General features: G+C 53.6%; 14 protein-coding genes. 8 read left to right on the top strand and 6 right to left on the bottom strand.

What is annotated here, in order from left to right:
• Positions 1 to 2: 2 nt before the first annotated feature.
• Together ACMXD4_RS00425 and ACMXD4_RS00420 are read right to left on the bottom strand one after the other, a co-directional pair.
• The gene (locus tag ACMXD4_RS00425) at positions 3 to 368 is read right to left on the bottom strand and encodes a hypothetical protein (protein ID WP_171697079.1); all 366 of its coding nucleotides are present in this window, start codon (positions 366 to 368) and stop codon (positions 3 to 5) included.
• Positions 365 to 1837 (bottom strand): complex I subunit 4 family protein, encoded by a 1473-nt coding sequence (locus ACMXD4_RS00420; RefSeq protein WP_171697078.1) that lies wholly within the window; start codon positions 1835 to 1837, stop codon positions 365 to 367. Before ACMXD4_RS00420 ends, ACMXD4_RS00425 begins: the two co-directional genes overlap by 4 nt.
• Before the next feature lie 322 nt (positions 1838 to 2159).
• Here ACMXD4_RS00420 and rlmH point away from each other — a divergent pair, with 322 nt between their 5' ends.
• The 6 genes from rlmH (at position 2160) to ACMXD4_RS00390 (ending at position 9944) form a co-directional block, all read left to right on the top strand.
• Positions 2160 to 2624: a 23S rRNA (pseudouridine(1915)-N(3))-methyltransferase RlmH gene (gene rlmH / locus ACMXD4_RS00415; protein WP_415879537.1), complete on the top strand. Its 465-nt coding sequence runs from the start codon at positions 2160 to 2162 to the stop codon at positions 2622 to 2624.
• A gap of 4 nt (positions 2625 to 2628) precedes the next feature.
• Positions 2629 to 3204 (top strand): Maf family protein, encoded by a 576-nt coding sequence (locus ACMXD4_RS00410; protein ID WP_415879536.1) that lies wholly within the window; start codon positions 2629 to 2631, stop codon positions 3202 to 3204.
• Entirely contained in the window at positions 3201 to 4658 is a 1458-nt protein-coding gene (gene rng / locus ACMXD4_RS00405; protein WP_319962773.1) for a ribonuclease G, read from the top strand. Before ACMXD4_RS00410 ends, rng begins: the two co-directional genes overlap by 4 nt.
• 9 nt (positions 4659 to 4667) lie before the next feature.
• Positions 4668 to 8468 (top strand): YhdP family protein, encoded by a 3801-nt coding sequence (locus tag ACMXD4_RS00400; RefSeq protein WP_415879535.1) that lies wholly within the window; start codon positions 4668 to 4670, stop codon positions 8466 to 8468.
• 70 nt (positions 8469 to 8538) lie between these two features.
• Positions 8539 to 9357, top strand: coding sequence for a carbon-nitrogen hydrolase family protein (locus tag ACMXD4_RS00395; protein ID WP_415879534.1), 819 nt, complete (start codon positions 8539 to 8541; stop codon positions 9355 to 9357).
• A gap of 5 nt (positions 9358 to 9362) precedes the next feature.
• On the top strand, positions 9363 to 9944 hold the full coding sequence (locus ACMXD4_RS00390; RefSeq protein ID WP_415879533.1) for a hypothetical protein: 582 nt from the start codon (positions 9363 to 9365) through the stop codon (positions 9942 to 9944).
• A gap of 15 nt (positions 9945 to 9959) precedes the next feature.
• On the opposite strand, the gene moaC is transcribed toward ACMXD4_RS00390, so the two are convergent.
• On the bottom strand, positions 9960 to 10448 hold the full coding sequence (gene moaC / locus ACMXD4_RS00385) for a cyclic pyranopterin monophosphate synthase MoaC (RefSeq protein WP_205452157.1): 489 nt from the start codon (positions 10446 to 10448) through the stop codon (positions 9960 to 9962).
• A gap of 53 nt (positions 10449 to 10501) precedes the next feature.
• Here moaC and ACMXD4_RS00380 point away from each other — a divergent pair, with 53 nt between their 5' ends.
• Together ACMXD4_RS00380 and ACMXD4_RS00375 are read left to right on the top strand one after the other, a co-directional pair.
• Positions 10502 to 10735: a MoaD/ThiS family protein gene (locus ACMXD4_RS00380; protein ID WP_171697072.1), complete on the top strand. Its 234-nt coding sequence runs from the start codon at positions 10502 to 10504 to the stop codon at positions 10733 to 10735.
• A 1-nt stretch (position 10736) separates the two neighbouring features.
• Positions 10737 to 11195: a molybdenum cofactor biosynthesis protein MoaE gene (locus ACMXD4_RS00375; RefSeq protein WP_415879532.1), complete on the top strand. Its 459-nt coding sequence runs from the start codon at positions 10737 to 10739 to the stop codon at positions 11193 to 11195.
• A gap of 5 nt (positions 11196 to 11200) precedes the next feature.
• On the opposite strand, the gene ACMXD4_RS00370 is transcribed toward ACMXD4_RS00375, so the two are convergent.
• The 3 genes from ACMXD4_RS00370 to ACMXD4_RS00360 all read right to left on the bottom strand — a co-directional run bounded on the left by ACMXD4_RS00370 (position 11201) and on the right by ACMXD4_RS00360 (position 14409).
• On the bottom strand, positions 11201 to 11461 hold the full coding sequence (locus tag ACMXD4_RS00370; RefSeq protein WP_033157580.1) for a hypothetical protein: 261 nt from the start codon (positions 11459 to 11461) through the stop codon (positions 11201 to 11203).
• A gap of 134 nt (positions 11462 to 11595) precedes the next feature.
• On the bottom strand, positions 11596 to 12696 hold the full coding sequence (locus ACMXD4_RS00365) for a glycoside hydrolase family 5 protein (RefSeq protein WP_415879531.1): 1101 nt from the start codon (positions 12694 to 12696) through the stop codon (positions 11596 to 11598).
• A gap of 42 nt (positions 12697 to 12738) precedes the next feature.
• Complete coding sequence (locus tag ACMXD4_RS00360; RefSeq protein ID WP_415879530.1) at positions 12739 to 14409, bottom strand: ABC transporter ATP-binding protein/permease; 1671 nt, start codon at positions 14407 to 14409, stop codon at positions 12739 to 12741.
• Between the last annotated feature and the right edge of the window lie 183 nt (positions 14410 to 14592).

The following is a 14592-nucleotide window of genomic DNA, read 5'->3' as shown; positions in this document are numbered from 1 at the left end:
GGTCAAATCAATTCCATATTCATTGACACGCCAAACGATTGGGGTCGTCCCTTGAAGTTGGTAACGGTGTTTATCCCGTATGCCGCGCCGAGCACCGGAGCGTTCGCCGAGAATAGCCCGATAGGGGCGGCGCATGGATGCGAAGCGTTGCCGAAGGGCCAAGGATGGCCCTTTCGGCAACCCTCGGCGAACGCTCTGGAGCGCAGGATAAAAGCGGCGTCCGGGCCGCCTTTTCTTTGGCTACTTTCTTTTGGCGGAGCAAAAGAAAGTAGCTCGGCTGTCGGTCCGAGAACCGACGTTAAAATGCCGTCGCGATAGCGACACATCATTATCCAAGCAACCGCACGTTCAACAAAAAACAACATCACGGCAACCTCTCCCCCATCACCAACAACATCTTCCCCACCGTCGCGGTAGACAAATCAATCAAAGGCGCCGGCAACAAACCGAACAACACGATACCCGCCACCAATACGCCGGACGCCATCAGTTCAAGCGGTTTCAGATCGGCAATATTAAGCATTTGCGACTTCACCGGACCGGTAAACAGCAAGCCGATGGTGCGCATCGCATAGGCGGCGCTGATCAGAATACTGAGGCTAAAAAACACCATCAAACCGCCCCATTCCTGAAAGCCGCCGATTAGGGTATGCAGTTCCGCGATAAAACCCACGGAGCCGGGCAAGCCCATGGCCGCCAGCAAGGTCAAGGTGGTTAAGGTGGCGAAGCGCGGCATGACCTGCACCAGCGAACTGTAATCTTGAATGTTACGGGTATGCGTGCGTTCGTAAAGCAGACCCACCAATAAAAACAACGCGCCGGCGATCAGGCCGTGCGCGGTCATTTGTAATATCGCACCGGTGAAGCCGGTTTGATTCAGCGCGGCGATGCCCAGCAGGACCACACCCATATGACTCAAAGAGGAGTAGGCCACCATGGCTTTCAGATCGCGTTGCCGCCAGGCCAGCAAGCCGCCGTAAAGCATGCCGAACAGGGCCAGAAATACCAGCAGCGGTTGAATCAATTTGGCGGCGACCGGCAGCATCACCACGCAGCGCAGCAAGCCGTAGGCGCCCATTTTTAAGAGAATGCCCGAGAGTAAAATGCTGATTGGACTAGGCGCTTCGACGTGAGCCAACGGTAGCCAGCCATGCAGCGGAAAAATCGGCATTTTCACGCCAAAGCCGATCAGGAAGCCCAGCAGAACCAAAACCTGTTCGATCTCCGGCATGTTTTGCGCGGCTTGGCCCATCGATGCCATCAAAGAGCCCTGGTTTTCCAGATCGTATTGACTGATCGCCAGCAAACTCAGCAACATAAACACCGAGCCGCCCATGGTATACAGCACGAAATTCAAACTGGCGGCATGCCGGCGTTTGCCGCCCCAGCGGTCGATCAGGAAAAACAGCGGGATCAAGGTCACTTCCCAGAAGATGTAAAACAGCGCCCAGTCTTGCGCCATAAACACGCCGAGCATGCCGAATTCCAACAATAGCACGGAAATATGATAGCCCTTGATGCTATCGGCCAAAGAAAAGGAAGCCAGCAGGGCAATGCAAGTCAACAGCGCAGCCAGCACCAGCATCGGCATGGACAGGCCGTCCACACCCAAAGCATAAGCACTGCCCAGTTTGGGGTTAAGCGGATAGAACTCGCTAAATTGCAGCGCGGTGTCGTCGGCGTCAAACTGGAGCAATAGCAAACCAGCCAGCAACAAAGCCGCCAAGCTGAATACATTAGCTACAATTCTGATCAATCGGCTATTCCGGCCGGAGACCAGTACCAGCAATATTGCCCCCAGCGCCGGGGTCCATAACAGCGCGCTTAGCATCACCATTGTTATCGTCTAAGTCCAATACAGCAAACATTCTAACGACATTTGGTTGAAAAAAGCCAATCCGACCAAGAATTGGTTTAAATAAACCAGACGGCCGTTTAGGGCTTGCACTATCGGACGGTAGAGCCGATTTCGCAAAGCCCGGCGCTTCGTGTAACCTAAGCGCAGCAAAAAGTATCGGGATTTGGGGGTCCTGCGCATGCCAAACATGGTCACGCTTGCGATTAGCACCAATAGCTCGGCGACGTTTGTAAACGCTGTGCGCATGAATGCCACCCGTTCTTTACCCCGTTTTCCCGCGAATTGATAGCCTGTAACAACTATGCAAATCCACATGATAGCCGTCGGCAACAAAATGCCGGACTGGGTACAGCAAGGTTATAATGAATATGCCAAGCGGCTGCCGCGCGAATGCGAGCTGCTGCTAAAAGAAATTGCCCCGGACAAACGCCGTAGCGGCGACATTGCCCGCATTACCAAGGACGAAGGAGAACGCATGATAGCGGCATTGCCCAGCCGGGCGCACGTGGTGACGCTGGACATACCCGGCAAACCCTGGACCACGCCTAATCTGGCGCAAGCCTTGCAACGCTGGCTGGGCAGCGGTCAGCCGGTCGCGTTGATGATAGGCGGACCGGAAGGCTTGTCTCAGCAAGTGCGCGATCTGGCGCAGGAATCCTGGAGTCTTTCGCCGCTGACCTTCCCGCATCCCTTGGTTCGAGTGATTGTCGCTGAACAAATCTACCGGGCCTGGAGTCTGTTGAATAACCACCCTTACCATCGTTAAGCGCATGCACCCACAACTGATCCTGGCCTCCGCCTCGCCGCGCCGCAGCGAATTGCTCAAGCAAATCGGCATCCGTCACAGTATCATGGCGGTAGACATCGACGAAACACCGCGGCCGGGCGAAACACCGACTGCTTACGTCGAACGGGTAGCCGCAGAAAAATCGGCGCTCTGCCTGGCGACGGTCGGCACTGATTTACCGGTACTGGCCGCGGATACCAGCGTGATTTGCGACGGCCGCATCCTCGGCAAACCCGACGATTTGCAGCACGCCATCGAAATGCTCAGTCATTTATCCGGCCGCAGCCATCAAGTCCATAGCGCGGTATCCTTACGCGGTGAGCAACACTGGCAAGCGCTTAGCGTTAGCGAAGTGCGCTTTAAGCCCTTGAGCCACCAGGAAATCGTCGCTTACTGGCAAACCGGGGAACCTCACGACAAGGCCGGCGCCTATGCGATTCAAGGCTTGGCCAGCGTATTTATTGAATCGATCACCGGCAGTTTTTCCGGCGTGATGGGCTTACCGCTGTTCGAAACCGCGCAATTATTAAGCCTAGCAGGCATAGACATTATTCAATGAGCGAAGAAATATTAATCAACGTCACGCCGCCGGAAACCCGAGTCGCGGTGATCGAAAACGGCGTCCTGCAAGAACTGATTATCGAACGGGTCAGGCAAAAAGGTTTGGTTGGCAACATCTACAAAGGTGAGGTGTGCCGCGTGCTGCCGGGCATGCAGGCTGCTTTTGTGGATATTGGTTTGGAAAAGGCGGCGTTTTTGCATCTCTCCGATTTCAGCAGCAAGGAACTGGCTGAAAAAGCCTCGGAAAATATCGAACATTATTTAAAGGAAGGCCAAAAATTGGTGGTGCAAGTCACCAAAGATCCGCTCGGCAACAAGGGCGCGCGACTGACCACCGATATTTCCATCCCGTCCCGCTATCAGGTTTACATGCCCTATGCCGGCAACTCCGGCGTCTCGCAACGCATCGAATGCGAATCCGAACGCACCCGTTTGCGGGCTTGCATCGAAGCCTATCAGCTGAAACATCAGGTGCCGGGCGGCTTCATCGCTCGCACCGCAGCCGAGTGTGTGGAAGACGTGATTTTGTATTCCGACATGACTTTTTTGCACAAACTCTGGGAATCCATCCTGGAAAAAAGCAGCAAGGCCAAAGTCAAAACCCTGATCCACGAAGACCTGCCGCTCAGCATTCGCACCTTGCGGGATTTGTACAAAGACGGCATCGAAAAAATCCGGGTCGATTCCAAGGAAACCTTTCTCAGGCTGGTCGAGTTTGCCGAAACCTTCGTCCCGGAAATCGTTTCTGTGATCGAGCATTATTCGGGCGAGCGGCCGGTGTTCGATATTTACAACGTGGAAGACGAAATCAGCAAGGCCCTGGACCGCAAGGTTAAACTCAAATCCGGCGGCCATCTGGTATTCGACCAGACCGAGTCGATGACTACTGTCGACGTCAATACCGGCGGCTATGTCGGCGGCCGCAATCTGGAAGAAACCATCTTCAAGACCAATCTGGAAGCGGCGCAAACCATTTCCCGGCAATTACGGCTGCGCAATCTGGGCGGTATCATCATTATCGATTTCATCGATATGCAGAGCGAAGACCATAAAAAGCAGGTTTTGCAGGCCTTGCAGCGCAACCTGGACAAGGACCACGCCAAGACCAAGATCACCGAAGTATCCGCGCTTGGCCTGGTGGAAATGACCCGCAAACGTACCCGCGAAAGTTTGGAACACATTCTCTGCGAGCCTTGCTCGACCTGCGGCGGTCGCGGCGTCTTGAAAACCGCCGAATCAATCTGTCTGGAAATTTTTCGGGAAATCATTCGCGTGGTCAGGCAATACAATGTCCAGCAAATCCTGGTACTGGCTTCCGAACAGGTCGTGGAAATGCTGCTCGACGAAGAAGCCGATATGCTGGCAGAGCTGGAAATGTTCTTGAAAGTCGGTATTAAAATCCGCGCCGAAGCCGAATATAACCAGGAGCACTACGACGTGGTGTTGTTATAGGCGGCTATTTTGGTTATTCACCACGTTACCCGGGCGACCCGACACCTGTTGTTCTGGTCGCTGATCACGATTGCCCTCGTCTTGAGCGCGGTACGGGTTTTTTTGATCGATATTGCCGATTACCGTAGCGCACTGGAACAAAAAGTCCGCGAGACTACCGGCATTCCGCTGCATATTGGCAAACTGGGCGCGAATATGCGCGGCTTCAGCCCGGAATTATTGTTGCGGGAAATCGCTATCGAAGGCGCCGAAGCCGGCGCGAAGCCGGCTATCCGTCTGCAAGAAGTACGGATCGGCATCGATTTGCTGGAATGGCTATTGACCCAGGACCCCATGGCTGCTAGTTGGGTGACGCTGGTGGGCGCCAAACTGGATATTCTGCGTAATGAGGACGGCAGCCTCAGCATCAAAGGCCTGCAAAGCAGCGACGGGCAACCGCTGTGGCTGTTACAGGGCGGCAAATACGAGATTCTGCAAAGCCAGGTGACGTGGCAGGATCTGAAGCGGCATCGGCCGCCGGTGACTGTCGAACACTTCGATTTGCTGATCAAAAACCACTATCTGGATCAAAGCCACGAGCTCCATCTAATCAGCAGTTTGCCGGAGCAATACGGCGACAGCTTGCGCATTTCCGCCCGACTTGACGGCAACATCTTTCAGGCCAATGGCATCAACGGCCAAATTTATGTGGAAGGCAGCAATCTGCAAGGGCCGGCTTGGCTGATCGAGGATTTACCGCTGGGTTTGCATTTGGAATCCGGCTCCGGCGATATGCGGATCTGGAGCCAATGGCGCGACTCGATGCCTTACCAAGTTAGCGGTTATCTGCAAGGCCAACAGATTAAACTCGGCAGACAGCAAGGCAAACCGCTGCAACTCGATACCTTTGAAGGCAATCTGGCCTGGACCGAACAAAACGGCCGGCAACGTTGGAGTGCCTACGACGTCAACGTTTTCGCCAATCATCAGCGCTGGCGGGATGCCGAGCTCTATCTACAGCAGGATGCGCAAGGCAACCTCAGCGGCGTGATCAAACAGTTGAATCTGCAAGCCTTGATGCATTTGATACCGCCGTTTTTAACGGCAGAGCAAACCGATTGGGCTAAATGGCTGTCACTCAATCCACGCGGCACTTTGCGCGATCTGTCGTTTTACGCTGAGAGTAATCAGCAGCGCTACGCGCTCAACGGCCATTTCAGCCACCTTGGTAACGATGCGCAAGGCGACGTGCCGCAATTACAAGAGCTAAGCGGCTCGATCATTGCCGGCGACCAGGGCGGGCAACTGATATTCGACAGTACAAACGCCAAATTCAATGCGCCGCAAATGTTTAGGAGTAGCCTGGACGTCCCGCGTTTACAAGGCCGAATCAACTGGTGGCAAACCGACACCGAATGGCAAATCGCCAGCGAAAATCTGCAACTGGACAGCGCGGCCTTCCACACGCAAACCTACCTACAACTCAGCATCCCCAAGAATGACGACAGCGCTGTCATTGACATGCGCACCCGTTTCGACAATTTCAAAGACATCAGTAATGTACCGCAATACCTGCCGGCCAAAATCATGGGTAAGGATGCAGTCGCCTGGCTGGACGATGCTTTTATCGGCGGGCATATCGACAAGGGCGAAATGCGCTTGAACGGAAGGTTAGCGGACTTCCCGTTCACTAACGGTCCCGGCCTATTTGAAGTAGTGTTTGAGATAGACGACGGCGAAATTCAGTTCAACGCCCTGTGGCCGCATTTGCGTGCGGTGCATGCCGATGTGCAATTCCTCGGCGCGGATCTGAACGTGGCGATTAACGGCGGCCATAGCGAAAACGTCGACATCAATCAAGCCGTGGTGTCGATTCCTGATCTGGCCAATAGTGATTATGTTTACGTGTTGGGCCAGGTGCAGAGTAAGCTGCCGCAAAGCTTGCAGTATCTGCAAAAAACCCCGCTACGCGCCAAAATTGATCCGCTGGCCAAAGTGTTGGCCCCGGATGGCAATACCCAAGTCGATCTCGATCTGAAAATCGCTTACTACGAAACGCTGCCGACCACCGTCAAAGTCGATGCGCACCTGGATAAGGCCCGTTTGCTGGTCAAACCGGTCGATTTGGCCGTTAACGACATCAGCGGTGTGCTGCGCTTTACCGAAGACCGGGTCAGCAGCAACCGCCTGGAAGGCAGTACCCTGGGTTATCCGATACATGCCATCCTGCAAAGCGATGCCAGTGCCACGCAAATCCTGATAGACGGCACCACCGACATCAAGCGCTTGGAAAAACAATTCAGTTTCCTGAAAAATCAGGTTGCCGACGGCAGCTTGAATTATCAAACCGTATTGACGCTGCCTTACGATGCGGCTAAGCCGTCCACCCTGAGCATTAACAGCAACTTACAGGGCGTAACGATCAACACCCAGGATGCTCTGGCCAAAACGGCCGATCAAGAGCAAGCATTGAATCTAAGCTTTATTTTTAACAACAGCCCATACTTGCCACTAAAAATTACTTACGGCAAGGAATTGAACGCTGCGCTGTTGATCGACGGCAAACAAAATCAACTGCATTCCGGGCATATAGTGTTCGGCCGGAACTCGGCGGACTTTTACGAACCGGCGGGTTTGAAACTGGAAATCAAGCAGCCGCAATTCAAATTGTCCGACGCGCTTGCCGCATTCTCCGACAACGAAACCCAGCAACGTTTGCCGGCGTTAAAAGAAGTTATTCTGGATACCGAGCAACTGATCTGGCAAGGCCAGAACATCGGCGCACTAAAATGCCGGTTGCAGCATATCAATCAAGCTTGGCAAGCCACGTTGGACAGCGCGATGGCACGCGGCAAATTGACGATCCCCGACCAGCGCGGCGGCACCAACATCATCAAGCTGCAAATGGATTATCTGAATTTGTCGGCGATGGATAGCCTGAATTTCGACGCGGCGGAAGAAGTCGTCACCGACTTGCCCTTAATCGACATCGACAGCAAGCAACTGCTATGGCGCGGCGTGGATTTGGGTAGCTTGAAGCTGAATACCGAGCGGCTGATCAACGGCATTCATTTCAAACACGTGCAACTGGCCAGCGTGGCCGGTACGATAGATTTCAGTGCAGACTGGATCAAACTGGTCGGCGGCAGTTCCACTCAATTGACCGGCAAACTGAACATGAACGGTTTCGGCTTATTCCTGTCGCAGCTAGGTTTTACCGACGACTTAAGAGGCACGCACGCCGAAATCAATTTCAACGGCGGCTGGCGCGGCGCCCCGCAGCAATTTTCAGCGGCCAACCTGACCGGGCAAATGCAGCTGAAGTTCAGTGACGGCCGTATTTCCAGCATAGAGCCCGGCTTCGGCCGCTTGCTGGGCTTGATCGCGATGGAACAATGGGCCAAGCGCTTGAGCCTGGATTTTACCGACGTCTACCGGCAAGGCCTGGCCTTTGATCAAATTACCGGCGACTTCAAAATCAGCAACGGCTTGGCATATACCGACAATTTATTGATCGACGCGGTATCGGCAAAACTCAGCATAGCCGGCACCGCCGACCTGGTAAAAAAGACCATGGACCACCGCGTTGCCGTCGTGCCCAAGAGTTCCGGGGCCGTGCCGATTGCTGGTACAATCGTGGGCGGTATCGCTGCCGTCATTACCCAAGTGGTGACTGACGATTACAAAGAAGGTTATTTTTTCGGCTCGCAATACAAACTTGCCGGGCCCTGGGGCAATGTCGAGGTCACGCCGTTACACGATCAGGACGGCTTGGTGCAAAAAGCCTGGCGCGGCTTAACCGGCGGCTGGCTGGAGTCGCTGAGCAAATGAACGGCTCTGCCGAATAAACGGCTCCCCAACAGTTAAAACTATCGAAAACAATTAAAATCAGGGACACCTCATGACCATATGTGCCGCCATCCAGATGGCCTCCGGACCGCAAGTCAGCGCCAATTTGCTTGAAGCCGAGAAACAGATCGCCGAAGCCGTGAAAGCCGGTGCGAAACTGGTAGCCTTGCCGGAAAACTTTGCCATCATGGGTATGAACGAATACGACAAGGTTAAAGTCAGCGAGCAGGATGGAAATGGCCCGATTCAGGATTTTCTGGCCGCCACCGCCAAAAAATACGGCATATGGGTGATAGGCGGCACGATGCCCATGCAAGCCACTGCTCCCAATAAAGTCCGCGCGGCTTGTTTGATCTACAACGAGCAGGGCGAGCGAGTCGCCCGTTACGACAAAGTGCATTTATTCGACGTCAGCGTACCGGATACCGCCGAGGAATACCGCGAATCCGACTCCGTCGAAGCCGGCGACGCCTCCTGCGTGATCGATACGCCGTTCGGCCGGCTGGGTGTGGCGGTTTGCTACGACTTACGCTTTCCGGAATTTTTCCGGCCGATGACCCGGCAAGGCCTGGATATATTGGCGATCCCTTCCGCGTTTACCGCCAAAACCGGCGCTGCGCACTGGGAAGTATTGTTGCGGGCCCGCGCGATTGAAAACCTCTGCTACGTCATCGCGCCAAACCAAGGCGGCTTTCATATGAATGGCCGGCAAACCTACGGCCACAGCATGGTGATCGATCCTTGGGGCGTGGTACTGGATTGTTACAAAACCGGCCCAGGCTTTGTCAGCGCCGAAGTCGATAAAAGCCGCCTGGAAAAAACCCGCCTGTCTTTCCCGGTGCTGGAACATAGACGCTTTTTTTGCGAGTGAGCCTTATGTTGTTAAGAACGCTGACTTACAGCCTGCCTTGCCTGTTGCTGACGGCTTGCGCGGATGCGCCGGACAAATACCGCGACACCCACCACCTGGAACTGCCGCCGGTTTTACCGATAGAACATACCAATCCGCAACCGGCTGTGGCTGCCGACGATTTAAAGCCCAAGTCAGCTCTGGCCGATTTGATGGCGTTTACCGACGAAGGGGGCAAGCCTGTGCTTACCTTGAAAACCCGCCCCGACCGGGCTTGGGAAATGGTCGCCACGGCGCTGAAAATCAGCAATATCGAAGTACTGGATAAAAGCCAGGAAGATCAACGCTTTCAGGTGCGTTATGACCCCGACACCAGCGGCAAAGATGTCGGCTTGTTGCGCGCTTTATTGAATAATGATTACGACGAAGCCGAATACACCATCAAGTTGAAAGAAGAGCGGCGTGGCTTAACCGTCAACGCCAGCCTGACAAAACCGCAAGACTTGGAGTTTGGCGAAGATGGCTCGGCGGAACTGATTCGTTTGCTACACAAAGCCATAGACGAAAAAATCATCAACCGCCCGCCTGACAAGAAGGCCGACGAGTAAGCGGCAAGGCTTGATTTAAGCGTCGTCCCGTCGCCAGTGCCCGGATTTGCCGCCGCTTTTTTCCAGCAAACGCACTCCTTGAATCGTCATGCCGCGATCCACGGCTTTGCACATATCGTAAATGGTCAGCAAGGCAATCTGGGTCGCGGTGAGGGCTTCCATTTCCACGCCGGTTTGGCCGGTAGTCTTGACGGTGGTTTGACAATACACGCGATTCAAGTCGGTTTGGGCTTGCAGGCTAAGCTCGACATGGCTGATCGGTAAAGGGTGGCAGAGCGGAATCAAATCGGCGGTTTTTTTACTGGCCATGATGCCGGCAATGCGGGCGATACCCAGCACGTCGCCCTTCTTGTGGGTGCCGGCCACAATCAGTGCCAAGGTTTCCGGCTGCATCTCTATGTACCCCTCGCAAACCGCCTGACGCTGGGTGATGGCCTTATCCCCGACATCCACCATATGGGCTTCTCCGGCGGCATTAAAATGAGTGAGCGGCGAATGGGACATGGCATACTAGGCAAGTGGAATCAGCCGAGCATTGTATTACCGGGTGAATAAAGATGTCGATTAAAGTGCTTTACTTTGCAAGCTTGAAGGATCGCGTCGGTCGCAGCTACGACGAGCTAACAATCGATGCGCCGTTGACAGTGCTCGAGGTCTGGCACCGCGCTAATCCAGACATGGACATACCCGATACGCTATTGGCGGCGGTGAATATGGAGTACGTCGGTCTGGATGCCAAGGTTAGCGACGGCGACGACGTGGCGTTTTTTCCACCGGTGACCGGAGGTTGAAATGAATACCATCAAACTCAGCGGCGAGATTTTCGACCCCTGGCAAGAACTGGCCGATTTTCAAACCCAGGCTGTCGACATGGCCGGCAAATACGGCGCCACCGGTGTCTTTGTCGGCACCATGCGTGACTTTAATCAAGGCGACGAGGTACGCGGTATGTACCTGGAGCATTATCCAGGGATGACCGAAAAACAATTACAGCGTATTGTCGAACAAGCCCAAAGTCAGTGGCAATTGTTGGAGGTGTTGCTGATTCATCGCATCGGTCAGGTATCGCCCAACGATACGCTGGTGCTGGTGGCAGTGTGGTCCGCGCATCGCGGTGACGCTTTTGACGCCAGCCGCTTCATTATGGAAAACTTGAAAAGCCAGACACCGTTCTGGAAACGGGAAACCTTGGAATCCGGGCAAACACGCTGGGTCGAAAAGAACAGTGACGGCTATCTAAAGCAACCTTAGGTCTGTTAAGACTGACGCAAATTACCCGTGGACTTTGTCTCGGCAGCATAATTTACCGTTGGCATTTCGGCCAACGACTGGGCTTGTAGCTGCTGTTGCAGTTCGGCAATTTGCTGGTTGGACTGAGTAAGCTGCTGTTTCAGTTCATTGATGGTTTCATGCAGATATTCGAAGTGAACTTGAAAATAGCGCGCCGACGGAAAGCAGGCATCCAAGGCTTCCGGCGACATTTTGTCCAATTTGGTTCGAGATCGTCTTGTTTTCATATTACACCTAATCATCATTATCGGCTAAAGCATACCCATTCGGCATGATTGCTATGATGCTGTTAATAGTAAGACGTTCCAGAACGCAAATCCCCCACTTAAAATACCAAATATTTTAGCAATAGCCCCAAGCGTCAAGCATACTTACCCGGTAACCAGCCACGCTCGACGCATTCCCGAAAATTCCATTGCGGCATATTCTCGGTTTTATAACTCCAGAAAAACCAGCCCAGATACTTTTCGAACACGGCCAGTTGGGCGGCCGCGTAGCCGCGACAAGCGATATCGAACTGCATGTCGTCCATCTGCGTATGAACATGATCGAAAAGCCCCTCGGCCCAAAGCGCCGCCAGTTTTGCATCCAACCCCAAACTCCATTCGCCGACGTAGGTCGGCAAACCCAGGCCGCTGATAATCTCGTCAGCTTCTGCTTTCCAATCGCAAACCACTTTTTGCAGATGCCGATAAATATCCCTGTCGATATCGTCCTGTACAAAACATTGATAACGGTGTATGTCAAAGATCACATTGCCATGCTCGGGCGGCTGTAAAAAACCGGCGTATTCGCGAAACGACCGGAAACCATCATGAAATATCACCGCCACCTGTTCGGCCGGACAATGGCGGCGAATGCGCCAATAAGCGGCTTCGGTGTAACGTTTCAACAGTTCAGTATCCACATCCCAGCGCGGCTCGTTTAAGATCTCAATTCCGTGCAATGCCGCGCGTTTGCCGTAACGCTGGGCCAATCGCTCCAGGGTCTCCAGGGAATAGTCGATATTGGCGTCTTGAGTATGCCACTCGCAAACGTCCTGGATGCCGCCATTATCGAAACCGTTCTGACAGCCGGGCGCGGCATGGAGATCGACAACGACCTTTAAGCCAAATTCTTCAGCCCAATCGAAAGCCCGGTCAAGCACCTGCATGCCGCCGCCGACAAAAGGAAATCGCACGGCGCCGAAACTATGATGATAGGGATAATCGGCTGCGAACAGCCAATAGCCCACCGGGATGCGTACCGCATTGATCCCGACTTGCGCCAACCAGGCAAAGTCGGCGCGGGTGATGAAGGTTTGCCAATGTTGCTGCAAACGGGTTTCGGCTTCGCGGCCCAATTCGACGCACCAACTGGTCTCGTCCCTGGCATTCAACCCGGCAAACAAACTGGGCGTCATCCATTTTTCTAAAACCAACCATCCGCCCAGATTGACCCCGCGCAGTTTGTTGGCAGACATCCGGATAGCCCCGGTACAAAGCGCCTTAGAGCACGCTTCCCGTTAGCAGAGCGTAATCCGCCGCTTGTACAAGGCCTGTATATTGGGCACCTTGGTGATGGTCAGGACAGCGGAACCCGTGAGCCTTTTATGGATTAGATTGACCATGTCCACTTCGCTTTCAGGGTCGAGCGAATCAAAGGCTTCCTGCATCAATATCCATTTGGGTTTGTGCAACAACAGCCGCACCAAGCCCAAGCGTTGTTGTTGTTCGCGCTCAAGATTCTTTTCCCAATCGGCAACCTGGTCGAGCTGTTCCTCCAACTCTTTCACTCCGGCCAGTTGAAGGGCATTTTCAAGTATCTGCTGATCGAAAGTGGAGGGGTTGGATGGGTAGCAAATTGACGCGCGCAAGGTACCGGTAGGCAGATAAGGACGCGGCGGCATAAAGAACATGGTTTCATCATCCGGCAATTCAATTATGCCTTCGCCCCATGGCCACAGACCTGCTATAGCTTTGAACAGCTTGTTACCGGAAAACGCATTGCCGGCAATCAACACCCGCTCTCCGGCCTTGATTTCTTCATTGAGAGTGGACACGCAGACGATTCTGTCCAAGCGCGAAATGCATAAATCGCGAAACGCCAATACGGATTTGTCGCTTTTCACCAAGCGAATCCGATAGGGGTCGGGCTTGGCTATTTCGCGTTCCAATTGCTCCAGGGCCTTGCTCAATCCCAAAACTCGCTCGACAGAGGCCCGCCATTCCGCAACCTTACCCATATTGTCAACCGGCCAGGACAAAGCCGCGACCATTTGTTGGAAAGCCTGCGCGGATTGCATCAACGCTCCCAGGCTGATCGTACCCAGAATAAAGCGCGGTGCCGACACCAAAATAGGAAATGCCATAGACAATATCGAATAACCGGAACTGAACATGGTGATCCGCTGCCAGGCATGGGTTTGCTGATTCCAGGCATCGACAATGTTTCCGAATAAATGATGAAAATGCGGATTCTCATGGCGCTCACCGTGGATCAAGGCAATGGCTTGCGCATTCTCCCGGGCTTTGACCAGCGCGAAGCGGAAATTGGCTTCCACAGTCTGTCTAGTGTCGGTAGCCATGGTGAGCGGCTTACCTATCCACCAACCCAGCGTGGATGCGCTAGCGGCGTAAATCAGCGCCAACCAGACCAAATGGCCTTGAACCGGGATTTCGACCAAACCTAGATTTACCGTAACGGTCCCCGACAAGGTCCACAGGATCTCGGTAAAACTGGTCAACAACAGCACGCAGTAAAAGAAAGTGTGTAACAGATCGATTGCGTATTCAGTGGAAATGCGTACATCTTCGGCGATGCGTCCGTCAGGATTATCGTGCTGACCCGGTAAGTGGGTAACCAGATAATGCCGGCCGTCGCGCATCCATTGCCCGATCAATTTATCGGTTAACCAGCCCCGCCAGCTCAGTTGCAAGCGACGTTTGACGACCAAATGGGTCGCCGTGATTGCCATATTCGCGATAAAAATCAAGACGATCAACCCAACTTGGGTAAACAGCCTCGACATAGAGCGCTGCTCCAAGGCATCGAATAAATCCGCGCTCCATTCGGTAATAATGACCGACACCGCAATTTGCGCCACTGTTAACGCGACCAAAAACGCCGATAAGGTCCGAATGGTTGTCTTATTTTCCGAGCACCAGAAGGGGCCGGCTAATCGGACGAATTGCATAAAAAATTTGCTGGTTGTTCGCAAGGCCATACTCCTCGTTTAAGGTCGTCGCGCAATATAACAAAATTAATCGCATCGACAACCATCAAATGTGCTGGCGCGCTGCTGGCTGCGCATCAGAATGAGTCTAGGCTTCTGTGTTTTATGACAAAAAAAAGAAAAACAGCGGTGGGGATGTTTGAC

The organism is Methylomonas sp. TEB, assembly GCF_047777895.1.
Taxonomy (GTDB): domain Bacteria; phylum Pseudomonadota; class Gammaproteobacteria; order Methylococcales; family Methylomonadaceae; genus Methylomonas.
Note: the sequence above shows the minus strand (reverse complement) of the source record. Positions and strands in the feature narration are given on the sequence as shown.